General features: G+C 57.6%; 25 protein-coding genes and 1 tRNA gene. 17 read left to right on the top strand and 9 right to left on the bottom strand.

What is annotated here, in order from left to right; translation table 11 throughout:
• Nucleotides 1–404 precede the first annotated feature (404 nt).
• Entirely contained in the window at nt 405–1,052 is a 648-nt protein-coding gene (locus V5S80_RS06190) for a hypothetical protein (RefSeq protein ID WP_395169883.1), read from the bottom strand.
• A 1,181-nt stretch (nt 1,053–2,233) separates the two neighbouring features.
• Between V5S80_RS06190 and V5S80_RS06185 the strand changes: the two genes are divergently transcribed.
• Entirely contained in the window at nt 2,234–3,133 is a 900-nt protein-coding gene (locus V5S80_RS06185; protein WP_395169882.1) for an NAD-dependent epimerase/dehydratase family protein, read from the top strand.
• 86 nt (nt 3,134–3,219) lie between these two features.
• Here V5S80_RS06185 and V5S80_RS06180 read toward each other — a convergent pair.
• The 3 genes from V5S80_RS06180 to V5S80_RS06170 all read right to left on the bottom strand — a co-directional run bounded on the left by V5S80_RS06180 (nt 3,220) and on the right by V5S80_RS06170 (nt 6,980).
• A tRNA-Pro gene (locus tag V5S80_RS06180) sits at nt 3,220–3,296 on the bottom strand.
• A gap of 143 nt (nt 3,297–3,439) precedes the next feature.
• A complete protein-coding gene (locus tag V5S80_RS06175) occupies nt 3,440–4,573 on the bottom strand; it encodes a metallophosphoesterase (protein ID WP_395169881.1) in 1,134 nt (377 codons plus the stop codon).
• A gap of 157 nt (nt 4,574–4,730) precedes the next feature.
• Nucleotides 4,731–6,980 carry a transglycosylase domain-containing protein gene (locus V5S80_RS06170; RefSeq protein ID WP_395169880.1) on the bottom strand — a complete coding sequence of 750 codons (2,250 nt, stop codon included), beginning with the start codon at nt 6,978–6,980 and terminating at the stop codon, nt 4,731–4,733.
• Between the two features lie 255 nt (nt 6,981–7,235).
• Between V5S80_RS06170 and V5S80_RS06165 the strand changes: the two genes are divergently transcribed.
• From V5S80_RS06165 to V5S80_RS06150, 4 genes are all read left to right on the top strand, one after another.
• Entirely contained in the window at nt 7,236–7,607 is a 372-nt protein-coding gene (locus tag V5S80_RS06165) for a WhiB family transcriptional regulator (RefSeq protein WP_395169879.1), read from the top strand.
• 49 nt (nt 7,608–7,656) lie between these two features.
• A complete protein-coding gene (locus tag V5S80_RS06160; protein WP_395169878.1) occupies nt 7,657–7,815 on the top strand; it encodes a hypothetical protein in 159 nt (52 codons plus the stop codon).
• A gap of 4 nt (nt 7,816–7,819) precedes the next feature.
• Nucleotides 7,820–8,302, top strand: coding sequence for a RidA family protein (locus tag V5S80_RS06155; protein ID WP_395169877.1), 483 nt, complete (start codon nt 7,820–7,822; stop codon nt 8,300–8,302).
• Nucleotides 8,303–8,413: 111 nt separating this feature from the next.
• Nucleotides 8,414–9,253 (top strand): MBL fold metallo-hydrolase, encoded by an 840-nt coding sequence (locus V5S80_RS06150; RefSeq protein WP_395169876.1) that lies wholly within the window; start codon nt 8,414–8,416, stop codon nt 9,251–9,253.
• Between the two features lie 16 nt (nt 9,254–9,269).
• Here the strand turns inward: V5S80_RS06150 and glxR are convergent, their stop codons facing one another.
• Together glxR and V5S80_RS06140 are read right to left on the bottom strand one after the other, a co-directional pair.
• Nucleotides 9,270–9,953, bottom strand: a complete 684-nt coding sequence (glxR, locus tag V5S80_RS06145; RefSeq protein WP_395169896.1) for a CRP-like cAMP-activated global transcriptional regulator GlxR — start codon at nt 9,951–9,953, stop codon at nt 9,270–9,272.
• 436 nt (nt 9,954–10,389) lie between these two features.
• The gene (locus V5S80_RS06140; RefSeq protein ID WP_395169875.1) at nt 10,390–10,521 is read right to left on the bottom strand and encodes a hypothetical protein; all 132 of its coding nucleotides are present in this window, start codon (nt 10,519–10,521) and stop codon (nt 10,390–10,392) included.
• A gap of 49 nt (nt 10,522–10,570) precedes the next feature.
• Here V5S80_RS06140 and nth point away from each other — a divergent pair, with 49 nt between their 5' ends.
• From nth to V5S80_RS06120, 4 genes are read left to right on the top strand one after another with little or no spacing between them, the layout of a single operon-like run.
• The gene (nth, locus tag V5S80_RS06135) at nt 10,571–11,308 is read left to right on the top strand and encodes an endonuclease III (RefSeq protein WP_395169874.1); all 738 of its coding nucleotides are present in this window, start codon (nt 10,571–10,573) and stop codon (nt 11,306–11,308) included.
• A complete protein-coding gene (locus V5S80_RS06130) occupies nt 11,308–12,015 on the top strand; it encodes a TlpA family protein disulfide reductase (protein ID WP_395169873.1) in 708 nt (235 codons plus the stop codon). The genes nth and V5S80_RS06130 overlap by 1 nt, the downstream gene beginning before the upstream one ends.
• 11 nt (nt 12,016–12,026) lie before the next feature.
• Nucleotides 12,027–12,887 (top strand): NUDIX hydrolase, encoded by an 861-nt coding sequence (locus V5S80_RS06125; protein WP_395169872.1) that lies wholly within the window; start codon nt 12,027–12,029, stop codon nt 12,885–12,887.
• Nucleotides 12,888–12,897: 10 nt separating this feature from the next.
• Nucleotides 12,898–14,100 carry a MarP family serine protease gene (locus V5S80_RS06120; protein ID WP_395169871.1) on the top strand — a complete coding sequence of 401 codons (1,203 nt, stop codon included), beginning with the start codon at nt 12,898–12,900 and terminating at the stop codon, nt 14,098–14,100.
• Nucleotides 14,101–14,208: 108 nt separating this feature from the next.
• Here V5S80_RS06120 and V5S80_RS06115 read toward each other — a convergent pair whose 3' ends face one another.
• Both V5S80_RS06115 and V5S80_RS06110 read right to left on the bottom strand, forming a co-directional pair.
• Entirely contained in the window at nt 14,209–15,168 is a 960-nt protein-coding gene (locus V5S80_RS06115; protein ID WP_395169870.1) for an alpha/beta fold hydrolase, read from the bottom strand.
• A gap of 183 nt (nt 15,169–15,351) precedes the next feature.
• Nucleotides 15,352–15,891, bottom strand: a complete 540-nt coding sequence (locus V5S80_RS06110; RefSeq protein WP_395169869.1) for a phage holin family protein — start codon at nt 15,889–15,891, stop codon at nt 15,352–15,354.
• A gap of 721 nt (nt 15,892–16,612) precedes the next feature.
• Here V5S80_RS06110 and ssd point away from each other — a divergent pair.
• From ssd to V5S80_RS06075, 7 genes are all read left to right on the top strand, one after another.
• A complete protein-coding gene (ssd, locus tag V5S80_RS06105) occupies nt 16,613–17,824 on the top strand; it encodes a septum site-determining protein Ssd (protein WP_395169868.1) in 1,212 nt (403 codons plus the stop codon).
• A complete protein-coding gene (locus V5S80_RS06100) occupies nt 17,821–19,290 on the top strand; it encodes a TadA family conjugal transfer-associated ATPase (RefSeq protein ID WP_395169867.1) in 1,470 nt (489 codons plus the stop codon). The genes ssd and V5S80_RS06100 overlap by 4 nt, the downstream gene beginning before the upstream one ends.
• A complete protein-coding gene (locus tag V5S80_RS06095) occupies nt 19,287–19,919 on the top strand; it encodes a type II secretion system F family protein (protein ID WP_395169866.1) in 633 nt (210 codons plus the stop codon). Before V5S80_RS06100 ends, V5S80_RS06095 begins: the two co-directional genes overlap by 4 nt.
• Nucleotides 19,916–20,404, top strand: coding sequence for a type II secretion system F family protein (locus V5S80_RS06090; protein WP_395169865.1), 489 nt, complete (start codon nt 19,916–19,918; stop codon nt 20,402–20,404). The genes V5S80_RS06095 and V5S80_RS06090 overlap by 4 nt, the downstream gene beginning before the upstream one ends.
• A gap of 199 nt (nt 20,405–20,603) precedes the next feature.
• Entirely contained in the window at nt 20,604–20,945 is a 342-nt protein-coding gene (locus V5S80_RS06085; protein ID WP_395169864.1) for a DUF4244 domain-containing protein, read from the top strand.
• A gap of 56 nt (nt 20,946–21,001) precedes the next feature.
• On the top strand, nt 21,002–21,427 hold the full coding sequence (locus V5S80_RS06080; protein ID WP_395169863.1) for a hypothetical protein: 426 nt from the start codon (nt 21,002–21,004) through the stop codon (nt 21,425–21,427).
• A 29-nt stretch (nt 21,428–21,456) separates the two neighbouring features.
• Entirely contained in the window at nt 21,457–21,870 is a 414-nt protein-coding gene (locus V5S80_RS06075) for a pilus assembly protein TadG-related protein (protein ID WP_395169862.1), read from the top strand.
• Between the two features lie 114 nt (nt 21,871–21,984).
• Here V5S80_RS06075 and V5S80_RS06070 read toward each other — a convergent pair whose 3' ends face one another.
• Nucleotides 21,985–22,137, bottom strand: a complete 153-nt coding sequence (locus tag V5S80_RS06070) for a hypothetical protein (RefSeq protein ID WP_395169861.1) — start codon at nt 22,135–22,137, stop codon at nt 21,985–21,987.
• 668 nt (nt 22,138–22,805) lie between these two features.
• Between V5S80_RS06070 and V5S80_RS06065 the strand changes: the two genes are divergently transcribed.
• Nucleotides 22,806–23,009, top strand: a complete 204-nt coding sequence (locus tag V5S80_RS06065) for a cold-shock protein (protein ID WP_046203272.1) — start codon at nt 22,806–22,808, stop codon at nt 23,007–23,009.
• Nucleotides 23,010–23,217: the final 208 nt, after the last annotated feature.

Raw genomic sequence — 23,217 nt, 5'->3', positions numbered from 1 at the left:
CGATGCCCTCGCCCCCGTAGCAGACCCAGAGGTCGAAACATCCTTCACACCCTCACCACCGTGGTGACACCCCGCCAACACACCCACCACCACAACGAGTGACAACACCCGCACACGCGCGGCCCTCCCGGTTAATGCGGTACACACACGTGACACAACCTGATAACGACGATCTAACCATGACAGACACTCTCGACAACGGCCCACAGCCCCAAACCCCCACAATATTCCCACTAGTTTTCACCGCCCCCAATAAGCAAGCAGACAGCCCCCGATACTAAACCAACCCACCACCACCAACACGACACTACGAACAACACCACACCCACCCCCTACACCCCCAGCATCACCACCACACACGACAACACAACAAACACCGCGCACTACCCAACAAAGACCCTCAGCTACTTACTCACTTTCGCTAGATTCTCACGCGCTTTTTCACACAACTGCGCCTCAGACATCGTGTCTTCATCATCGGCGTAGGCGAATCCAACTCTCCCAATCTGAGTTTCAACGTAGGCTACACATATTGTTAAGCCAAAACCATCGGCGATTTGGTCAAATCGTCCCGGTCGATACTGCTTGAATAATCTCCCAACGACATCTTTCCGCTCCCTTTTATCAGTTCCAATCGTGACAGCCTGCGATGGATCTTCATTTCCATCATCGATAAAGCAGTCTTTAGCTTTCACATGTTTGAGAAAAGAGGACCGCGTAATCCGATATCCTCTTTTTTCCCAGTAGTGTGGTGGAAGGTCTTTACAAAGATCAGCGTTTTCAAAATGGGGGTCGGAGTAGTCATAAGACCCGTCCGGGTTTTTCTTCGCCCGCACCGGGTACTTAGCCAACAATTCGGGCTGCTCCCACAAGGGTGTTGTCGTCGTTGCTGTGACGTGGTGTGTCGCAGCGGTTTGTTTGGTGTGGTTGGTGTGGTGTGTACCGCGGTTTTCGTGGGTGGAACTGCATCCGGATAATACGAGCGGTACGGTAAGGCCGACGCCGACGGTAAATGTCCTGGTTATGTTGTGCTTGGCTGTGTGGCCTCGCATTTTATGTTGGGTGAAGAATAGTCTCATGATCATCCCACAGTTGTCGGTCTATCCATGGTTATGGCGTTGTCTGAAGATTAGACGTCGCTATGAGGGGTGAGGTTCCCGTCTGCGTCGGTGAGGTGCTGGATCCTGCTTGTCGGTAGAGGGCTGTGGCTGTCCCGTTGGCTATCGCGTGGAATGTTGCTCATCGAGTCTTCTGGCCTGCCGTGGTGTACTTGGTCGCTGGTTGTTCAATCTCAGAGGGCTTGATTCGGGTATGTGAGATCACCCCATTTCGAATCGTCTCGGATTCTGCTCCGTTCATATATTCAAGCATCTTGGCCATAGGCGGTTCGATATGTTTTATACTCGCCCATCATCGGGAATTCTTGTCTTCGCGAGTGGTGTCCTGATTCTTCTTTCTTCTCTGATACTTCCAAATTTTACGCCGCATCATAAATAATGGAAGAATGAGCATATAGTAGCAGACGAGAATATACAAAGTATAGCTTGTGACATTGTCTCACCCAGAGAACATGAACCCGAATTTAGCCAAATTATATGCTAAACCTGCAGGTGCTCCAATAGGGTATAGAACATATACTTCAGAAGCCAAGATGCTCTATTGACAGAAGCAACTGAAATTACTTTTTCTGGCAGCATCATTTCATCTCTTCTCTTTAAGTAAAATACCAATTGCATATTCGTCGTCCGGTGGCAAAAGCGAAGACCGATGGCCTCGTACATAATGCGCCGAGTGAAGGATGCTGCATCTTGAACACTGGCTGTATCTGGAGTGGCATTGTGAAAGTCCCTATTCAACCTTTCTATTAGCGCAACGAGCGCCTGGACATCCTGAGGAGAAATACCGTATCGCTCGACAGTGCTCGAGTCCACGCCCATTTTCCCTGTTTTGTTTCCTTAATATTGCTGTATCGTGGGGGTGTCGCTGTTATCACCACCTGCAGCTGAGTGATGGTGGTGGCCGTATTCCTTCATGCGTTGCCCTGCTGTGGGGATGTGGGCGCTGGTGGCAGGGGCTTTCGTTGGATCTCCGTCATGAGGGCAGTGGTGGTGATGCTACTGTCTATCAGGCAGTTTGAGGTGCCGCGCTACGCCGCCTCTGCGGAAGTGTAAGTATGTCGGGTGGGCAAGAGTGATATCTTGTCTGGATTGTTGAGAGATAAGGTTGGTGCGCAATGATCGTAGCTTTGACCGGTGCAACTGGTGCAGTCGGAGGTGCCCTGCTCAATCGGCTGCGCAGTAAGGATTCTGTATCTGAGATTGTGATTCTCGGAAGGAGGTGCCCTCAGGACCTTCCGTCGAATGTGCGTTTTGTGCGGTGGGAATTAGGGCAACCGTGGCCTGAGAATGAGCATGCGGATGTTTTGGTGCACTCCGCGTTTATTATGGAGGATACAAAAGAGCAGTCGCGGGCAACTGAGTTGAACGTTAATGGTATGTCTGTTCTTTTTTCGTCGGCGGTTGCCGCCGGTGTGAAAGAGATTACGTTTGTGTCCTCTGCGAATGCGTATGGGTTGAGGTCGGGCTTGCCTGCGTTGACGGAGGATGACGCTATTACGGATGCGCCGGGGCATTTCTACCTTCACCACAAGTATTTGTGTGAAAATATTATTCATGCGCTGCAGAAAGTGAACCCTGAGACGAAGTATTCGATCGTTCGTCCGTGTATGGTCACGGGTGAAGGTGTGAATAATTCGGCGTTGGCGACGCTGACTGCGTCTACTGTTTTGTATCCGAAGCCTGATTTTTCTCGGTATCAGTTTGTGTCTGCTGATGATATTGCTGATGCGATCATTCGGATCATGGAGTCTGATCACGGTGGGGTGTACAACATTTGTCCCGACGATAGTCTGACTGTGAGGGAAGTTGCGGAGGCGCTTGGTCACCGGGCTGTTCACGTTCCGATTTCGGTGACGCGTCGTGCGTCCGATATTGGGTTCGCGCTGGGGGTGATTCCGTTCTCGTCACGGTGGGTTACGTATGGTGATCCTGTGATGAATCCTGATAAGGCTCGTCGTGAGCTTGGGTGGTCTGCTAGTGAGGGCAGCCGGGACGCTCTTCTGCGGTACTTGTAAGCGCGGGTTTCTTTCGCCATCATATTTTTTATAGAACTAAGGCCAGCGATGACAGTGAACACTGCTGATCGCTGGCCTTTGTTGTGTGGTCGGGGTAGCGGGATTTGAACCCACGGCCTCTTCGTCCCGAACGAAGCGCGCTACCAAGCTGCGCCATACCCCGGTGCAACTTGACTAAGGCTAGCGCACGGTGTTTGGCACTGCCAAATCACCATGCTCCCACCCTGTCATGAGGCTATCGCTGCGTGTTGGCAGGCTCCCGATGCCGTGCCTGGCATGGCGTGGCACGGTAAAGATCCTGGTGGGTCAGAGTTCTTTCAGGACGATTTCTCGTTCGGTGAACTCGTGGTTGAGTGGGAGGCTGTCGGCGTGGGGTGGGGTCGTGTCTGTCTCGGGTCCGCCGCCTTTTTCGACGATGCGGAGCAGTTGTGCGGTGGGTGGGCAGAATGTGCGGATGGGCGCGTATTTGGATGTGCCGAGCCCCGGGGAGACGTTGAGGATGGTGTTTTTCCATTCGGAGACTCCGGAGGCGTGGTCGCGGTCGATGCCGGAGTTTGTGATGATGGGTTTTCCGCCGGGGAGGCAGAGCTGCCCGCCGTGTGTGTGGCCTGCGAGGATGAGTTGGTATCCGTCGTTGACGAAGGCGTCGAGGATGCGGGGTTCAGGGGAGTGTGTCAGGCCGATGGAGAGGTCGGCGTCTTTGTTGGGTGCGCCGGCGATGAGTGAGTAGTCGTCAAGGTCGCCGTGTGGGTCGTCGACACCTGCGACGGCGAGGCGGAATCCGTCGATGGCGAAATCGTGGCGTTGGTGTGTGCAGTCTTCCCACCCGTGTTCTTTGAACACTGCGCGTAGTCCTTTCCAGGGCATCTCTTTGGTGGTGTGGCGTTGTTTTTTCCCGGTGAGGTAGCGCAGTGGGTTGGGAGGACTGGGTGCCCAGTAGTCGTTGGTGCCGAAGCAGAACAGTCCGGGTGTGGTGAGCAGTGGGTTGAGTGTTTGGACGACGGTGGGGACGGCTTTGGGGTCGCCAAGGTTGTCACCGGTGTTGACAACGAGGTCTGGTGCGAGTTCGGCGAGTTCACTGATCCACAGTTGTTTGAGGTGCTGGTGGGGCAGCATGTGGAGGTCGGAGATGTGGAGGATGCGGAATTCTTGGCGCCGCCCGCGGAATGTGCCTTTGTCGAGCATGGGGATGGTGGTGACGGCGAGGCGGAATCGGCTGGCTCCGAGGAGTGCGGCGGCTGCGCCTGCTGCTCCTGCGGCGCCGGCTGTTGCTGCTATTTTTTTTGCAAGGGAGTGGTTGTCTTTGTCGTTGACGATGATCCCGCTGGCGCGTGTTGCGACCTTGCCGGCCCGGCTGAGCCAGGATGATGTGGCTGGTCGGTGGTGCGACGTCGACGGGGTGGTGTGTCGACGGGACGAGGAGCGGGGAAAAATACTCACATGCCCATGGTAGGGGTGCCGGGGCGTTTTTCCGATTCGACGTTGTGATGTCGTGGGATGTGTGGTTCGTGTTTCTGGCCACAATCCCGAGGTGTCCAGAGTGATGGTGTGGGCGTGTGAAATGGTGGGGTGGGTGGTTGCAGTGTGATCTCGTGGGTTATGGGAGGACGCCTTGTAGTCGGGGTGGGATGAATCGGTGGAGGAAGTCGTTGATCATCCCGGGGATGTTGGGTAGACCGGGCCTGGGGCCTGGGAGGTGTGGTGTGGGTGTGCCTCCGTTGCCTCGGGTTGGGTTGGTGGCTGTGGGTGGTGCTTGGCGGGTGTAGCCGAGTGCTTCGGGGTGGGATCCGCCCTGGTAGGTGGGGTTGATGGGGGGAAGGGTATGTCCACCGTAGGTGTCGACGAGGGGTTTTGTTGCGCTGAGGTAGATGTGTGCGGGTTCGTTGCCGCCGAAGAGGTTGCCGTCGGCGCATTGTCGGATCGGGTTGGTGCATAGCGGTGTGGTGTGGCCGTCGTTGAAGATGTAGACAGCGCCGGCTAGTCCGCTGGTGAGTCCGAGGAATGCTGCGGATTGGTTGGTTTCGGTGGTGCCGGTTTTGGAGGCTAGTGCGCCTTCCCATTGGTTGTGGTTGGCGGCGTCGCGGGCGGTGCCGGTGCTGATGTCGTCGGCGAGGCCGTTTGCGAGTGCGTTGGCGACGTCGGTGGGGATGGCTCGTTCGCAGTGTGGTGCTGTGATGGGTACGTTTTTGCCCTGGTGGTCGGTGATTTTCAGGATGGGGTTGGGTTCGCACCAGGTGCCGCCGTTGGCGATGGTGGCGGCGACGTTGCTGAGTTCGAGTGGGTCGACGGCGATGGGGCCGAGGACGAAGGAGCCTTGGTTGGTGTTTTTGATGGTGTCGGCGTCGGATGTGCCGGTTTTGTCGTCTTTGGTGGCGAGGCTGCGGAGTCCCATTTTGACGGCGGTGTCGACGACGGTGGGGACACCGAGTCGTTTTTCTAGCTCGATGAAGGGGGTGTTGGGTGATGTTGCGAGTGCTTGTTTGAGTGTCATGGTGGGCGGGTATGTGCCGGCGTTTTCGACGCAGTATTTGTTTGCGGGGCATCCTGGGGCGCCGCCGTGGCCCATGCCGGAGACTTCTGCTCGTGGTGGGACGTTCATGACGGTGTCGATGCCGATGCCTTTTTCTAGTCCGGCTGCGGCGGCAAAGATTTTGAAGATGGATCCGGCTCCGTTGCCGACGGGGTGGGAGGCGAGGGGGAGGACGGATTGGTGGTGGGTGGCGTCGAGGCCGTAGTGTCGTGAGGCTCCCATGGCGAGGACTTCGTGGCCGTCGGGTTTGATGAGGTTCATGGCGCCGGTGACGCCGGGTGTGTCGGGTGGGGTGTAGTGGTTGAGGGCGTCGGTGGCTGTGGTGAGGGCGTGGGGGTCGAGGGTGGTGGTCATGGTGTATCCACCGGAGATGAAGTCTTTTTGTGAGATGCCGTGTGTGGCGAGGTAGTTCAGTGCGTAGTCGCAGAAGAAGCCGGCTGTGTCGGCGCCGATGCAGCCGTTGATGGGGGTGTCGGGCTTGTTGATGATGCCTAGTGGTGCGGTTTTCGCGGCGTGAGCGGCGGTGGTGGTGAGGGCGCCTGTGCTGGTCATGGCGTCGATGACGGTGTTTCGGCGTTGGGTGGCGGCGTCGGGGTGTGTGAAGGGGTTGTAGGCGGCGGTGGATTGGACTATGCCGGCGAGAAGTGCTGCTTGGGGGATGGTGAGGTCTTTGGCGTTGGTGTGGAAGTAGGTGTGTGCGGCTTCTTGGATGCCGTAGGCGCCGTTGCCGAAGTCGACGAGGTTGAGGTATCGGGTGAGGATTTCGTCTTTGGTGAGGTTTTTGTCAAGGTCGGAGGCGAGTTTCATTTCGCGGAGTTTGCGGGTGATGGTGTCTTCGTGGGCGGCGTCGCGTTCGGCGTCGGTGTTGGCTTTGACCAGCATGAGATAGTTTTTGATGTATTGCTGGTTGAGGGTGGATGCCCCTTGGGTGACGGTGCCGTGGGTGATGTTGGCGAGCATGGCTCGGGCGGTTCCGCGGAGGTCGACGCCGTGGTGGTCGTAGAATCGGCGGTCTTCGATGGCCACGATGGCTTTCTTCATGGGTTCCGAGATGTGGGTGGATGCGACCGTTGTTCTGCGTTGGGAGTAGAAGGTGGCGAGGGGATTGCCGTGACGGTCGGTCATGGTGGAGGTTTGGGGGACGTGCGCGGTGGCGATGTCCTGGTAGTTGGAGTCCATGGCGGCGTGTCCACGGTTGATGGTTGCTCCGGCGGTGATGGCGAGGGGGAGCGCGCCGAGTGCGACGAGGAGGGCGGCGATGAGTATGGCGCCGCAGAGTTGGGGGATGGGTGCCGAAGCGTTGGATCGTCGGTTCACATGTACACCCTACCTACTGGTGGGTGTTGTGAAGTGTGTCTCACCGTTTATGGGCGTGTGTTCTGGGAAAAGACAGATATTTGTTAACTTACGTGTCCGTTAAGTAGTTAGTGTAATTACCCCCGAAATGTGATGTAGTCGACAGTTCGCTTCACGTGTGAATAGACTTACAGGGGCTCAGCAGGGTGAATGCCCGGTCTACCGGGTGAGGTTCACGGCTTTACCACCACGACGCGACCAGGGAGAGGACTCACAATGACTGCATCGCTGACTCGTCCAGCCGATACATCGTTGACCACCACCGCGGACGGAAAAATCCAACAAAAAGTGGATACCATTACCGATCCAGCGTCGTTTAATGAACGTGGACAATGGATCACCCACGCCAAGTGCCGCGATATTGATCCCGAAGAATTGTTTGTCAAGGGATCGAAACAACGGCAGGCCGCCGCGATTTGCCGCCATTGCCCCGTCGTCTTGCAGTGTCGTGCGGATGCACTCGATAGTCGTGTGGAGTTCGGCGTGTGGGGTGGCATGACTGAACGTCAGCGCCGGGCCTTACTCCGCGACCATCCTGAAGTGGAGAGCTGGGCGGATTTCTACGCCGGCTACGCGGCACGTTCCTAGGTAGCCCACGCCTCTGTGAGGTGCCGCGCTTCCTTGTTAGGCTATGTTCATGACAACCTGGGAATATTCAACAGTTCCACTGCTAACACACGCGACCAAGCAGATTTTGGATACATGGGGTGACGATGGCTGGGAGTTGGTGACGGTCATGCCCGGGCCGACAGGCGAACAGCACATTGCATATATGAAGCGCCCGAAGGGTGACTAGTCGCATGGCAACGAACACACAGGCACCGAAGAGTCCCCGGGACAATATCGCGGCACTGGGAATTACCCTCCCAGAAGTTGTGGCACCAGTCGCGTCGTATGCGCCTGCTGTGGTGTCGGGGAACATGATTTATGTATCGGGGCAACTGCCGTTTAAGGATGGGGAGCTTCTCGCGACGGGCGCGGTCGGAGCGGATGTCTCACCGGAGGTTGCGGCCACCTGTGCCCGCCAAGCAGCTCTCAATGCTGTGGCTGCGGTGAATTCGGTTGCTGATCTTAATGCGGTGCGCGTGGTGAAGGTGACGGGCTTTGTAGCGTCAGCACCTGGATTTGGTGGACAGCCTGGGGTCATTAATGGGGCTTCGGACTTCCTTGGCGACGTGTTCGGTGGTGCACATGCTCGGTCGGCGGTGGGGGTGTCGGAGTTGCCTCTGAATACGCCGGTTGAGGTGGAACTTATTGCTGAGGTGTGTGGGCCAAACGAGTGACTCACGACTGGGTGGGATGCGGTTGAACCGGTCGTGTCCTCCTCGTTTCGGATATGCCGTCGTGTCGTGGTGGGATGTGGACACGTCACAGGAGGACGTACACTGACAGTCATGGAGCATCCTGCGTATAGCCAGTTGCGTCCCGTGACCCCCAACGCGGGCGTTGTTTTATGTCCCAACCCCAGCTATGGCGCACTTGAGGGAACAAATAGTTGGATTATTCGAGCTGAGGGTGATCCTCGGTCGATTGTGGTGGATCCAGGCCCTCAGGATGAAGGTCATCTTAATGTTCTCAACCATCATGCCTGCGAGATTGGGCTTATTCTTTTGACTCACCGCCACCCCGATCATGCCGATGGGGCGGCCCGGTTATCGCAGATTACGGGTGCTTCTGTGCGGTCGGCGGATAAGCATTTTTGTAAGGCGGGGGGCCATCTTGTCGACGGCGAGGTGATCACTGTTGAGGGGGTGACCCCGGCGGTGAAGGCGGTTGCTACTCCGGGACATACGGCGGATTCAGTGAGTTTTTTTCTGTATCCGAGTGGTGAGGCTGCCCATGCCGATGATGGATCGGGTGCGGTGAAACCAGAGGGGATTGTGACAGGGGATACGATCGCCGGCAAGCATACGACGATGATTTCTGAGACTGATGGTGATCTGGGGCAGTATTTGGCGACATTGGACATGCTGAGACAGCGTGGCGCGGGGGTTCCATTGTTACCAGCACATGGGCCGGATCATCCTGACCTGGAGCCGTTTGCTCAGAAGTACCTTGACCGACGTTACCGCCGTCTGGATCAGATTCGTGAGGCTCGTCAGAGATTGGGCGACGATATTTCGGTCGACCAGTTGGTTGATGAGATTTATACCGACGTGGATCCTGTTCTTCGTGGTGCTGCTCAGCAGTCAACGCGGGTAGCGTTGCGGTATTTGAACGCCCAGGGTGAGTGACCGGCTGGGCATCGTGCTACCTAGCTCGCCGTGCGAGGCGTTCGCTATCGCAGATGACGACAGTTTTTCCTTCTAGACGGATCCATCCGCGGTGAGCAAATTCGGCGAGTGCTTTGTTGACTGTTTCGCGAGATGCGCCAACAAGTTGCGCGATTTCTTCCTGGGTGAGGTCGTGGTGAACGCGCCAGTTTCCGTTGTCGTGGACGCCGAAGCGATTGGCCAGTTGGAGAAGGGCTTTGGCCACGCGACCGGGGACGTCAGTGAAGATAAGGTCGGCCAGCGAATTGTTGGTGCGGCGGAGGCGGCGTGCGAGAACGCGGAGAAGTTGTTCAGAGATCGCAGGGTGGTTGCCGATCCACTCGTGGAGCTTTTCCGAGTTCATCGTTGCGGCGGATACTTCTGTCACACAAATCGCTGATGATGTGCGGGGATTGGGATCAAAGATGGACAGTTCGCCGAACATGTCTGAGGGCCCCATGATGGTCAGGAGGTTTTCGCGACCATCGGCGGCATGCCGGGCTAGCTTCACTTTCCCCTCGGTGATGATGTAGAGGCGATCGCCAGGCTCACCTTCGTCGAAAATGGTGGTGCCACGGGGGAATCGGACCGTCTCAAGATCATGGATGAGACTTCGAACTGCTACAGGGTCGACGCCTTGAAAAATGCCGGCACGGGAGAGGATCTCGGTGACGTCGCTCAACGTTGTCTCCACTTCTCTCAGTACGTTTGAGTGCTATGGTGCACGGTCAGGTTTGTTAGATACCCAACTCCACACACTTCGCCGTATCGCAACTCACATTACTACGTAGCGGGCGGAAAAGCTGAGCTCTATTCGAAAAGGGAATAGTGGTCCACCCGGTGCCTTATAGTGAAAAATAATCAATCCATACACAGACATACGGAAAAAATTTCCCAGATTCGGACATATACCACTAAAACCCCAGCTTGTGTGCTTAGTCACGTTTTCGAACGGCAGGGGACGCTGATGACGCATAGTGCACCCCCGCACCCACCGGCGTGGCGAAAAACACACCCAATCGTATCGACAGAACCACGACATCGCGGTACTAAAAAACGTGCCACCACATCACACGACACATACCCAGCCAGTACCCCCCACACGTACCAAACACTGCCTACCGTACTTCGATACTCGGACTTGACACCTTCCTCCTCCCAGCATTCTTCGCGAAAAGTTCATAATGCTCCATACCAATTGCGAAACCCATGAGAATAAAAGGCGCGAAAAGAGCAAATAATCCAGCCATAGCCTCTACCATACCGGCGCCCCGACCACCGGGCCGCTATGGTGTTGGCATGGCCACCGCTGAGACCCCGCTTGCCAAGACCCGCCGTGCGCGACGGATCTCACGCACCCTGCATCGCGCCTACCCCGACGCACACACAGAACTCAACGCCGAGAACCCCTACCAGATGGTCGTCGCCACCATCTTGTCCGCTCAATGCACAGACCGTCGGGTCAACCAAGTAACACCGGCATTGTTTGACCGATTCCCCGGGCCCGAAGACTTAGACAACGCCAGTATTGACGAGGTTGAAGACTACATCCGCCCGACAGGGTTCTACCACAACAAAGCGCGAAACCTCGTAGCCCTAGGCCACGAACTCGTCACCCGATTCGACGGGATCGTCCCAGATACACTCACCGACCTAGTATCACTACCCGGCGTGGGAAGAAAGACAGCAAACACCGTCCTCGGAAACGCATTCGGCAAGCCCGGAATCACAGTAGACACCCATTTCGGCCGCCTGATGCGCCGATTCGGCCTTACCGACGCGACAAACCCCCACACAGTCGAGCACGACATCGCCCAGCTTATTGACAAAAAACGGTGGACACCGTTCTCACATGAGGTCATCATTCACGGCCGCCGCGTCTGCCATTCACGCCGCGCAGCGTGTGGAGCATGTTTCCTGGCTCGCGACTGTCACGGTTATGGTGTGTGGGGGCCGACAAACCCCACCGAAGCAGAAAAGCTGGTCACAGGCGCGGAGCGTGATCGCATCCTTGAACTCGCCTGGGGGGAACACTGATGGGACAACACCAACGATGGACCATTCTTGTCATCGCTGTGCTCACCGGCCTCGTCATCTGTGCTGTGCCGCTCATGCTCACATCCACCTCGAACAGTAACGACGCAGGAACACCACCGACAGCCACCGGCGGTGCCCTGGCTGGCACGGGCGCCCACCGTGGCGGTGGCGCCCCCGTCAACGGAGCAAACCCAAGTGAGGCTCGCGACACCGGTGCCTCCAACCCGGAGACCGGCCGCCCAGCATGCCCGGCCGCGACAGACAGCCAGGTCCACAACTCACCGTTATCGTCCGTGATACTACCGTGCCTGGGAAACACCACAGCGACAACAAAATCACGATCATTCGCCGACACCGTGGCCGGTAAACCGACCGTGATAAATGTGTGGGCATACTGGTGCCAGCCGTGTAGGAAGGAACTTCCTATCATGGATACCGTAGCTCAGGCTCATCCGGAGTGGAACGTCGTTGGTGTTCACGTGGATAAACACGGCGATGCGGGGGCGAGCGTACTCGCGAATGTCCACGCGAAACACCTGCCCAGCTTCCAAGACCCCGACGGGACTATCGCACGAGCACTGCGTCTACCCGCGGTTATCCCTGTCACGGTGGTGCTTAAAGCCAGCGGAGACGTCGCCAAAATATATCCACACACATTTCGGAGCAAAGATGAGCTGGAAGCGGCAGTGACCGCTGCACTCAGCTAAGGAGGTCGCACGTGGACACCGAGTTTCCTCGCTCATTCTCAGAACCTATCCAACCGCAGCTACCTGAGGTTGTTCCTCCATGGCTGAGAGATATCACCCAGCGGGCACGCCAGGGCGGCATCCGCCGCCAATTGTCGGACCTCTCCCGACGGAAACCCGACACCCACAACGACCAATCCGATACCAACACTGGCCACCCTCATGCACACCGTGGCAAGGGAACAGTCTGCCCCTCAGCAGTGCTCATCCTCCTGGCTGGCGACGCCACTCACCACCCCTCCCACGCAAAACCCTACCCTGACGACGCCCGCCTGCTTCTGACTCACAGGGCACCCACCCTGCGCTCTCATTCAGGGCAAATGGCATTCCCCGGGGGACGCAAAGACCCTGAGGACATCACACCCATCGATACGGCCCTCCGCGAAGCAGAAGAAGAGACAGCGGCTCTCTCGGACACGATCGACCCACTGGCAGTGCTTCATCCGATTCTTATTCCACGCACGGGCAACGTGGTCTCCCCAGTCGTGGCGTATTGGCGAACCCCCACACGCGTGTATGCCGCAAGTCCTGCCGAGGTTGCCGAAACGATGGTCATCCCCATTGCTCAACTCGCCGATCCGGCGATACGGATGACGGTCGGCGCCCAGGGATGGAAAGGCCCGGCGTTTTGGATCGGAAACCTTCTTCTGTGGGGTTTTACCGGCGGCTTAGTTGACGGGTTGCTTCGTGAAGCGGGTTGGGAGAAACCATGGAACCCAACACCTGTGTACGATCTTGCACAGACGCTTGCTCGGTCCGCGAACAATGAGCCGGTGTCACGATGGCGGACAAACACCTCCACCAACCTGACAACCCCCATGACCCAGAACTGAGAGACGCTGAATGAGTGATTCCACCATTGTGGACATCGCCATTGTGCTCATCGCACTATCGGTGATGCGTTCCGGATGGAGACAAGGCGGATTATCGTCCATTGCCGCAGTGATAGGCGTCATCATCGGGGGCTTGGTAGGTTTGTGGGCCGCCCCCTACGCCATGGCCCGAACTGACGACAACACCATGCGCTTCCTCCTCGCGTTGGGCATCGCTATCTTCGCCGTCATCATCGGATACGCACTGGGATCCTCCCTCGGTGCCGCCCTGCGGAACATGATCCGCACCCGAGCAGTCTATAAAGCCGACGCTGCTGTGGGCGCTGTAGTTCAAGTATTCACCGCCATCGTCGTGATCTGGATGATCGCCCTTCCCGTGGTCTCCGCATCCAAGGGAAACGTGTCAAAAACACTGCGCAATTCCAGGGTCCTGGGTGCAGTCGATTCACTAGCTCCACCACAGGTCAACAACTGGGGTAGCCGGGTCGGCATGTTCCTCAACCGCAACGGCATGCCGACACTCACCGATCCATTTGGGGAACTGCCCAACAAAGATGTTCCTGCGCCCGCGGACTCAGTGCTCTCCACCGAGCGCCTCAATCAGATCCGGCCATCTATAGTCCAAGTCCTATCGACGGCACAACAATGCCGCAAGATGCTCGAGGGGAGCGGATTCGTGATCGCCCCCGACACGGTCGTGACAAACGCCCACGTCGTCGCAGGATCAAATGAGGTCAAACTACGCACGGTGAACGGCGAAGACGTCGCCACCGTCACCTATTTCAACCCCGACAAAGACATCGCTGTTTTGCACGCCGTGGACTTGGGGTTAAACCCCCTGGCACTAGACAACAAACCAGCAACTACGGGGGCTGATGCGGTCGTTCTTGGCTATCCCTTGGGTGGGCCATTCGACGTTCAAAATGCGCGAATCCGTGACCGTCTGACCATCGACGGGCCGAATATTTACTCCACCCATCGACTGCAACGTGAAGCCTATACCCTGCGCGGGCTCGTCCGCGAGGGCAACTCCGGGGGGCCCGTTGTCGATGGTGACGGTGACGTTCTCGGTCTCATCTTTGGTGCTGGGGTGGACGACCGCGACACAGGATACGCTCTGACTGGTCGCGAGGTTATGGCGTCGTTACATTCGGCAGCCCACGCCCAGAGCCTCCGCACCCCGGTAGACACCAAGTCATGCGTCGCCAAGTAGAGGAAGCATACGGGATGCGCGCTGTAGGCCCAGCTTTCCGCGCCTCCCCTCTTCCGGTGCCTGTGCTGTGCTTCTGCCAGCCCCGCCTTTCGGCGCTCCGTTGTCACCCTAGGATTCCGCAGTGACAACCGCATCGCGCACGGCCTGGGGTGCTTCCATGTGCACAAAATGGCCCACTCCGGGGACTAACGTGACGGTGGAGGCGTCGCGAATAGCGTCGCGTGCTGTTTTCGATGCTGTTATCAACGGGTCTTTGGCGCCATGGAGAACACTCACCGCGGGTGGAGGGGAACAGCCAAGTGAGGTGAGTGAATCGTTGCCGCCCCAATCAGACCAATCTGCCAGCACAGTCTGTTCCGTTGACCGGGGCATGGTGGCGATGGCGACTTTGTGGTGCCGGAGGCACGCGTAGTACGCAACGCGCTCCACCCCCATTGCAAAGCGCCGGATGGCGAGGTATTCGTCAAAACGTTCTGAATAGCGAAAAGTTGGCCCTGATAAGTGAGCAGTCATTGTTTCAAGGAACGCGCTGTGATTCACTTTGAGGCGTCGCTCGCCCAAGCGTGGAAACCGAGTGGCAAGGCCCAGCGTGATGCGATCGCAACTTCGGATGGGGTGCCGGGCACAAAGATCGAGGTTTTGACGCGGGTGCGTCGGGTTGAGTGCGATGACGCGATTGATGCGTGCGGGCTCGTTCACACCGGCGATGATCGCGGCGGGAACACTATCGCCATGGGCGACGACAGTTGCGGACGTATGTCCGAGAGCGAGGACAAGGCCGGCGATGTCGAGAGCCGTTGTTCCTAGGTCGTAACCGCGGGGTGGCTTGTCGGAGAGACCGTAGCCACGCAGGTCCATGGCAACAGTGTGGTAATTCTCAGCGAGCAGGGGAAGGACGGATTGCCAGTCGAACCAGCCACCGACGAAACCATGAACAAGGAGGACTAATGGTGCGTCAGGATTCCCGCTTTCCGCGCAATGAATTCGGACGCCCCGACTGTGGTGTAGGTGATGGGTCCAGGGGCCATCGAGTTCAATGGCAGATGGATTCGTCGGGCGTTGAGGCACACACCAGGTTTACCAAATCGTGGGAATGGGTGAAAGGCGTTTGCATTAATTCGTTGTGGGTGATGTGCCGATGATGCCGAAATGACAACACCGGCGGTGCCGCGTGGCGCTGCCGGTGACGTGATAAGGGTTAGGGGGACTCAACTACCCCATGTTCATGTGGTGACACGGTCGCAGTCTGTGTTAACTGTAGAGTCCTTCTGCAGACTCAATGTTCGTGGAACGCGCAGCTTTGGTGGAACCTGCCTGTGATGAACCACTGGGGACGACGTCGGGGAGTTTGCCGAAGGAATCGATAGTTGCTTCGGGTTTTTTGACCTGTTTGATCTGCTTGAGTCCAATAAGTACGAAGATCCCTGCGAGGATGAGCATGCCGGCGAAGACAATAGCGAACGCTGCCCAGCGATAGAGCCAGATATCGAGGACTTCAGCCAGTGTGAAAAACAGGAAGAAAGAGCTGAAGAAAGCGATGACAGCCGCGATGGCGAACATAGCGCCACCGATAGCACCCTTTTTGACAGATTGGGCGATTTCCGCTTTGGCGAGTTCAATTTCGGTGCGAACGAGCGTCGAAATTTGGGCAGATGCATCTTTAACCAGGCGGTTAATGCTGCCTTGGCCCGCTGCATGGGTGTCGGCATCGCGGAGAGGGATGCTGCCTACCTCGGGAAAAATCGAGTCTGAGCTATCGGTGTACAGCCCATTCTTAGTCGTGGAGCTCACGGGCATCCTCCTGCGCATTAATTCATAGGGAAATAGAAACGTTTGTTCTTAATTGTGCCATGAGCTAGGGAAAATAGCGATCGAGGTGTTTCGCAGAAATTCTGACTAGGAGAGTGTGGACATTACTGTGAGTGGCCCCCAGCTGCCAGGGCTGTCGGGGGTAGGCCGGGTTGAGAGGCGAGGTGAAGAATCGGGCATGGTGGATTTCTCGGCTCATTGAGAGTCTTTTCCAGACAGGGGTGCTCACATATTCGGGTGATGAGAAGCCGGGAGCATCATTGGAGGTGAGAGAATTTTTTGAGTAGCGTGACGGAACTTTTAGAGAAGGTGTTGCATTTGGATCCTTTCATGTGCAACAATTGTCGACGCAGGCCCCCCTCCCCTGAAGGGTGAGGAGCGTGGCCCGCCCCGGCCAACCCCCCCGAGCCGGGTAAGACGGCCCGCATCGATCCCCCCTGATGCGGGCCGTCGCTCTATATCCCACCCCAATGACTCCGCTGACATCGCGAGATGACATAAAAATGTGGGTCCACACAAATCGAACCGTGTCACCCATCGAGCGCCATCATCGGCATATATTGTCTAGTTTTCGTACCGTGGGTGCATGTATTGACGGTCAGAATTTTGACATTTTGTGGATACCCGCGGCCTATCCACAGCGAGCACGCCCGAGGTTCTGGTGTCGATATGACCACGTGGGCATTTTTGCCACGATTGCGTCATGTCCTCGAAGGAAATTCTGTGTGTGGTGTCAGATCCGCATCTCATCGCGGAGGTTGAACAGTGCGTCGCTGCCCTGGGCTTCTCACTGATTGATGGCCTAATGGATGCATCGTTATCGGCCCACTGGCGGACCGCTGACGTGGTGGTGGCAGATTGCGATGGCCTGGATGAGGTGTCGTCGCTAGATCTTCCACAACGTCGGGGACTGTATGTGGTGTGCGGAGGTGAACCGCCGTGGGAGTGCGCAATGCGGTGGAGTGCAGAGGATGTTGTTGTGATACCCGCACGGTCAGGTGATTTGGTCGAGGCATTATCGGCGGAATGCGGCCGTGGCGTGACCTCAGGTGGATGTGTAGCGGTGGTTTCTGCTGTGGGCGGAGCTGGTGGAAGCACTATTGCAGCGGGCTTGGGGCTGGCATGGGCTCGAAGGGGGCGTGGGTCTGTGCTGGTGGACGCAAATTGCGTGTCAGGTGCTGATGATCTTCTGCTGGGCGTGGAAAGTGAACCGGGAACGCGGTGGGGCGATTTGAGTGTGAGGCAGTGGGAAGACAGCGGGATCGACGGACGATCAGTAGCAGTGAGCGTTCCTGCAACACCGGAGGGCGTGGGAGTGTTGTCGGTAGGACGTGGTGGCCCTGCGCCAGTGGGGTGGGACAGGCGTGGCCCGTTGGTGAGATGTGTGGCAGATGCGGTTGCAGGGGAGGGGTATTCGGTGGTGGTCGACGTGTCGGGTGCATCATGGTGGGCGCCTGCTGATTTTGCTCGTTGTGATTGTGTTTTTGTGATTGTTCCGGCGACCTTACGTGGTGTGGGGGGCGCTCTGTGGTGGTCTCGGGTCGTACGTCAGGGCGGGGCCGAGCCGTTGGCGGTGGTGAGCCACGGGGTGTCGGCATCCGTGAAGGCGAAGGACGTGGAGTCTGTGACGTCGATGCCGGTGGTAGCGGAGTTCGCCAGAGAGAAGAAGATAGCGAGGGAAATTGAGTCGACGGGGTTGCGGCTTCGCGGACGGTCGGGGTTGTCGCGGATGGTATCAGGGTTGTGTGAGGTAGCGGATGGGTATGTGAAGTGTGCTCTGCCACCGGAGCCAGCGTCGGCGGCGTTGAACCCGACGGGTTCACTCTCGTCATCATTCACCGCGGCAGATGCAAGGACATTGGGTCCGACATCGACATCTCCTGAGCCATGTGTAGGTGAGGAGCGTGTGGCGTGAATCGGGTTCGAAGTTTTGTGCGTGCATGCGGCGCTAATGGTGACACATTGTCACCCGATTCGTTCTCAGATGATGTGACCGTGGGGAGGAGGTATGCGGCTGATTCTGGTGCGAGTGTCACTGCGCGTGATCGAATTCGTATGAAGCTTGCGACCGGGGAAGGGGATACATCCCCGTCGGCTATTGCGTCGGCGGTGAGGGCAGAATGCCCGGGGATTGGTGTATCGGGGGTGATGCACGAGATTCGGCGGATTCGTGGAGATATTCACGGGGCAGGCCCCATTGAGCCGCTACTGGATATTCCCGGTGTGACAGACGTTCTGGTGAATGGGCATGCTGAAGTGTGGGTTGATGGTGCCTCGGGTTTGAGGCGCGTGGATTCTCCTTTCCGTGACGACGAGCAGGTGCGTGCGACGGCGGTCCGTGTGGCGGCTGCGTGTGGGCGTCGATTGGATGATGCGTCCCCGTATGCGGATGGGTTCTATCACCGTGGAGTCCCGTCTGCGCACCTCGGCCGCAGAACCTCTACCAGCGCGCATATCCCCAGCACCACTGCAATCACCCGAACGAGTTCCGCATCGGGTGATTCGTATGGATCTACCACCCCTCCCACGGGGGCACGTGTTCGTGTCCATGCGGTGTTGCCACCAGTGGTGGACCGCCCGTGCATGTCGCTAAGGCTGTTGGGCACGGCGTCGGCACGTCTTGACGCTCTCGTCGAGGGTGGGAGTGTCCCCCACGAGATGGCCGATGAGTTACGCGCGTTGGTACGGAGCCGCCAGGCATTCTTGGTGTCTGGAGGCACTGGTGCGGGGAAGACTACGCTGTTGTCTGCACTGTTGAGCGAGGTGTCGCCGGGGGAGCGGATCGTGTGTGTGGAGGACACTCCTGAGTTGCAGCCCGAGCACCCACATATTGTTGCCTTGACGACGTCCCCCGCGAACGTTGAAGGGCGTGGAGAGATTACGTTACGTGATGTGGTGCGGCAGACGTTGCGGATGCGGCCGGATCGTATCGTTGTTGGTGAGATTCGCGGCGGGGAGATCGGGGAACTCTTCGCGGCACTGAATACTGGGCATGATGGTGGATGCGGGACGATTCACGCGAACGGCCCGGAGGAAATCCCTGCCCGATGTGAAGCACTGGGGGCAATGGCAGGGATGTCACCTGAGTCGGTGAGGATGCAACTTCACGCCGCGATTCGAGTTGTGCTTCACGTGGAACGGTGCGCATCTGGCCCACCCGGCGGCATGGAACCCCACGCGGTGAAGCCACATGGTGTGAGGCGCAGGCTCGGACGCGTTGGTGTGGTGCCACCAGCGTGGATGGATAGTGCGGACCACGGGGGTTCGGCTGCCACAGCCCCACCATCGACGCCAACTGTTGTTCCTGTGTGGACGGCGGAAGGTGGTCGTACGGATGCATGGCCCCTGTGGGAACACATGGTGCATGGGGGTGCGCGATGATTCCGCTTGGTGTGCCGCTCGCGTGCGTGGCGGCGGCGGTGGAAGTTCGCCGTGCACGGCGGGATAAACGGGCTCGTGGTGAGGTTCGTCGTGTGGTGTCTCAATGGGCGCAGGCCAGCAGCATGATCGCGGGTGAACTATCAGCGGGGGCGAGCCCGCTGATGGCGGTGCGTCATGTCGCCGAGGATATGGATGGTGTCGTCGCGGCGGACCTTCACGCCATGGTGAATCATTGCGCCTGGTTAGGGGTGCCGTGTGCGCCGTTGGGTGAGTGGACACAGGGTGCGAAGGATGCTGGGCGTCATGCGGTTGTTCGCGCGTGGTTGTTATCGCATCGCACTGGTGTGCCGTTGGCGGAGGTCATGCAGAGCACGGCGACGGATCTTCAGGCGAAGCTTCATCACCAGGAACGGACGGAGGCGTCGTTGGCTGGTCCTCGGGCCTCGACACGGGTGCTGATGTGTCTACCGCTTGCCGGAATCGTGATGGGCCAATCACTGGGGGCAGGGTCGGTTCAATTTTTATTAACAACACAACTCGGCGGCATGTTGTTGCTGGCGGGAGTTGTGTTAGAGATCGTGGGGCTGGAATGGTCTCGCGCATTGATGGCGAAAGCGGGGGCGTTGTGACCATCACGAGACGGGCGCAATCTACAGGCGGACAACCACATGTGTCGGCTGGGTCGATGCTGAATGCGGCGGCAGATCTGGATTTGATTACGGCATGTTTGTCATGTGGTCTTCCGGTGGGTACGGCAGTGGGGGCAGTCGCGGAGTGTGGAGGTTCTCAGTTCGCAGACGTGTGGACGGGCACGGCCCGCCGCCTGGCCATGGGGTTGGATGCCGACCGTGCGTGGGCGCTGTGTCAGAAGAGTGGCGTGTTGGGAGATTTTGCGCGGCGAGCTCGACGAAGTGCCCACTCGGGCTCCAGATTGGCCTCTGATATGGGTGCGCTGGCCACGCAACTGCGGCATCGGGCGACGGATCAGGCAGTCGCCGAAGCCGAGAAAGCAAGTGTGTATGTGGCACTGCCGTTGAGTTTGTGTTTTCTTCCGGCGTTCATCACGGTGGGGCTGGTCCCTATCGCGATGGGGCTGCTGGCGGGGCTGTCATGACAGCCACACATAGAGCAACCAATGATGGCACGCCGATTCCGAATGGGCGCCGCGCTCAGCGCCCACGCGCTCCGCCGGGGAGCACCGACTACCACGTCTCACGACCTGCTCTACCCACTATTTTTGGCCGTGCTTTCTCAGTGCGTCCACGTAACTAACCATATGTACCAACCTCATGCCATAGGGGAAAGGAATCACCATGACTTGTGCAGTCCTTAGTGACCAGAAAACTACTGATCCCACCTTGATTGACCTCAAAGGTGGTGAGGTAGTGACCAGTGGCCTCCTTGTGAACACAGAAGGCTTACCCTCGCTTGATGGATCGACCCCAGCCCGAGGTGAACAACCACCAGTATTAGCCTGGTGGGAGCGAGGGAGAGCTGCCGTCTGGAATGAACGCGGCATGGCTACCTTGGAATATGCCTTAGTGTGCGTGGCAGCGGCTGCGTTCGCAGGGCTCCTCTATGTCATCGTCTCAGGCGGTGAGGTAGAAAACGCGCTCAAAGGAATCATTGAAGACGCGTTACATAGTAAGAAGTGAGCCACATGGAGGGCGATACGTGGTTTTTCACCGCGCGGTGTTCTTCCGGATTACCGATGACTAGGCCATACTGTTGCCAGGCCGCCGGTGCCACAGCCACGTCCGCGCAGCCAGTCCGCAAGGGCGCGTCATGGTGGACGCGGGGCAGTGTCACCATTGAAGCGGCGTTTGCTATTTCGGCGATGTTGATCGTGATCGGGGTTGTCGTTGCGGGGATGGTGGCAGTGGCGGGACAGATTGCTGCGACAGAAGCATCAGCACAGGTTGCACGAGCTGTTGCGCGTGGTGAGGATCGTTCTGAGGTTGAACGTCGTGTCGCGGGTGGACTCACAAAAGCGACGATCGAGGTATCGACAATCCCGGGATCGGGCGGACAACCTGGCTTTGTTGTTGCGACGGTGACCGTGGAGAACGCAGTACGCGATGCGAAGTCGACGTCGGTGGCCGTGAATGAGGAGGACATCGGGGGACGTGCACAATGAGATCGGCGGGTTTTTGGACTCGTGGATCCATGACCATCGTGGGTGCCGTCATGTGCACGCTGGTTATTGGCGTGTTCGGAGCGTTGGTCGTCATGGGTTCGATGGTTGTGGACTCAAGAAAAGCTGACAGGGCAGCGGATTTATCCGCACTCGCGGCCGCGTACGCGGTGCAGAACACGATGGGGGGAGGGGATCAGGGGGCGGACTCAGGAACACAACCCAGAGGTGCTGGAGCTCACACGAGTCCACAATCCTCCGCTGACATTGCCAGTGGAACTGCATCTTCTGATGGATGCGTGATAGCTCGCGAGGTCGCTATGAAGAACGATGCTTCGCTGACTTCGTGCATTGTTGACGGTGAGGATGTGGTGGTGACTGTGAATGTGTCGGCTGCGCATTCGCCGTTTGTTGCGGCAGGAACAGCCCGCGCCGGGCCCGCATAAATAAACCAGTTGTTCTGCCAGAACTCAATTTATTGGTCAACGTGCAGACCCCGCCGTTGGTGACAGCGGGGTTCGTAATAGATCGGGCTTTCCATTGGCTTGTAGCAGAGTGGCCTATTTTTTCTGGTCTTTATTGTTTTTGAACAGGACCTTGAGGCCTTTCCCCTGGAGATCGGGGTTGTTCTCCATGCGTTTTCTCAGGCCGATGGCATACCCGATACCACCCCCTGCGAACACGATTGCCGCGACAATTAATGGTGACATCATGACTCCTTCAGTGGTGGGTTCTATGTCAATCAGCAGTGGGATGAAATCCAAGTCCAGAAAAGTGTTTCTCCGAGTCCTGCGAGAATCGCGCTGGCCGGGTGTACGGCAGCGAGTGCTAAAACTTCTTCCCAGGCAAGGTGGTGAACAAATCCAACGGAACCAACAACATACGGGCAAACATCTTCTTTAGAAACATGAGGCCAGCCGATATGTGGAAGTCCCCATAAGTTTACTATTCCAAGTTGGTCAGGGTTACGAGACTGAATAGTAGTTTGGAGCTGCTGCGCGATAGCCTCGAATCAGCAGGTAGTGGCGTGCGACATGCTATGAGGTTGTGCCGAGAAATGCTGCACGCCTGTCGAGTGGTCGCCGATATTAATGAATATTGCAGGTGACTGTGAATGTGTCGGCTGCGCATTCGCCGTTTGTTGCGACAGGAACAGCCCGTGCCGAGCCCGCATAAACGTGGTTACAACTTCGCCCCGCGTGGTTCTTAATCAGAAGTTTAGATGGGAGCTGTTCCTGTGACCTGCTCTTTTGTTCCCCAAATGTGGGGGATGTCTACCGGACGTGGCTGTTGGCGTATGTATCGAGTACGCTGGGTCTTCGACGATGATCGTTGAGTTTGGTTGTCGTTTTTGCTGCACGAAAGAAATTGGGTACAAGGTATGGCACAGGGAACTGTGAAGTGGTTTAACGCGGAGAAGGGCTTCGGCTTCATTGCTCCGGAAGACGGCTCGCAGGACGTCTTCGTCCACTACACCGAGATTCAGGGAAGCGGTTTCCGCACCCTGGAGGAAAATCAGAAGGTTGAGTTCGAGATTGGTGAAGGTGCTAAGGGCCCCCAGGCTCAGCAGGTTCGCGCTCTCTAAGAACTCCGGAGCAGTTCCCCGGTAGTCATCCGTTCGTGATGGCTTGCGTTGAGGAACTATGAAATTATGCCCTCCCGCCGGCTTGAGTTCGGTGGGAGGGCTTTTTCACCCCAATTTACGTGATGGGCTTTTGCGATTTTGTGGCTTGGTTATAGTGCATGGTCTAAGGTGACACGGAAACACCCAGTTGCGATGTTTACATAGGCAT

Origin of the sequence: Corynebacterium sp. PCR 32, assembly GCF_037464985.1 — a bacterium.
GTDB classification, from domain to species: Bacteria; Actinomycetota; Actinomycetes; order Mycobacteriales; family Mycobacteriaceae; genus Corynebacterium; species Corynebacterium kroppenstedtii_D.
Note: the sequence above shows the minus strand (reverse complement) of the source record. Positions and strands in the feature narration are given on the sequence as shown.

What these genes read in the sequence shown, in the direction of transcription:
- V5S80_RS06190 (WP_395169883.1), bottom strand. Translation starts at nt 1,052, where the DNA reads ATGCGAGGCCACACAGCCAAGCACAACATAACCAGGACATTTACCGTC.
- V5S80_RS06185 (WP_395169882.1), top strand. Translation starts at nt 2,234, where the DNA reads ATGATCGTAGCTTTGACCGGTGCAACTGGTGCAGTCGGAGGTGCCCTG.
- V5S80_RS06165 (WP_395169879.1), top strand. Translation starts at nt 7,236, where the DNA reads ATGACTGCATCGCTGACTCGTCCAGCCGATACATCGTTGACCACCACC.
- V5S80_RS06160 (WP_395169878.1), top strand. Translation starts at nt 7,657, where the DNA reads ATGACAACCTGGGAATATTCAACAGTTCCACTGCTAACACACGCGACC.
- V5S80_RS06155 (WP_395169877.1), top strand. Translation starts at nt 7,820, where the DNA reads ATGGCAACGAACACACAGGCACCGAAGAGTCCCCGGGACAATATCGCG.
- V5S80_RS06150 (WP_395169876.1), top strand. Translation starts at nt 8,414, where the DNA reads ATGGAGCATCCTGCGTATAGCCAGTTGCGTCCCGTGACCCCCAACGCG.
- V5S80_RS06140 (WP_395169875.1), bottom strand. Translation starts at nt 10,521, where the DNA reads ATGGCTGGATTATTTGCTCTTTTCGCGCCTTTTATTCTCATGGGTTTC.
- nth (WP_395169874.1), top strand. Translation starts at nt 10,571, where the DNA reads ATGGCCACCGCTGAGACCCCGCTTGCCAAGACCCGCCGTGCGCGACGG.
- V5S80_RS06130 (WP_395169873.1), top strand. Translation starts at nt 11,308, where the DNA reads ATGGGACAACACCAACGATGGACCATTCTTGTCATCGCTGTGCTCACC.
- V5S80_RS06120 (WP_395169871.1), top strand. Translation starts at nt 12,898, where the DNA reads ATGAGTGATTCCACCATTGTGGACATCGCCATTGTGCTCATCGCACTA.
- ssd (WP_395169868.1), top strand. Translation starts at nt 16,613, where the DNA reads ATGTCCTCGAAGGAAATTCTGTGTGTGGTGTCAGATCCGCATCTCATC.
- V5S80_RS06095 (WP_395169866.1), top strand. Translation starts at nt 19,287, where the DNA reads ATGATTCCGCTTGGTGTGCCGCTCGCGTGCGTGGCGGCGGCGGTGGAA.
- V5S80_RS06085 (WP_395169864.1), top strand. Translation starts at nt 20,604, where the DNA reads ATGACTTGTGCAGTCCTTAGTGACCAGAAAACTACTGATCCCACCTTG.
- V5S80_RS06080 (WP_395169863.1), top strand. Translation starts at nt 21,002, where the DNA reads ATGACTAGGCCATACTGTTGCCAGGCCGCCGGTGCCACAGCCACGTCC.
- V5S80_RS06075 (WP_395169862.1), top strand. Translation starts at nt 21,457, where the DNA reads ATGACCATCGTGGGTGCCGTCATGTGCACGCTGGTTATTGGCGTGTTC.
- V5S80_RS06070 (WP_395169861.1), bottom strand. Translation starts at nt 22,137, where the DNA reads ATGATGTCACCATTAATTGTCGCGGCAATCGTGTTCGCAGGGGGTGGT.
- V5S80_RS06065 (WP_046203272.1), top strand. Translation starts at nt 22,806, where the DNA reads ATGGCACAGGGAACTGTGAAGTGGTTTAACGCGGAGAAGGGCTTCGGC.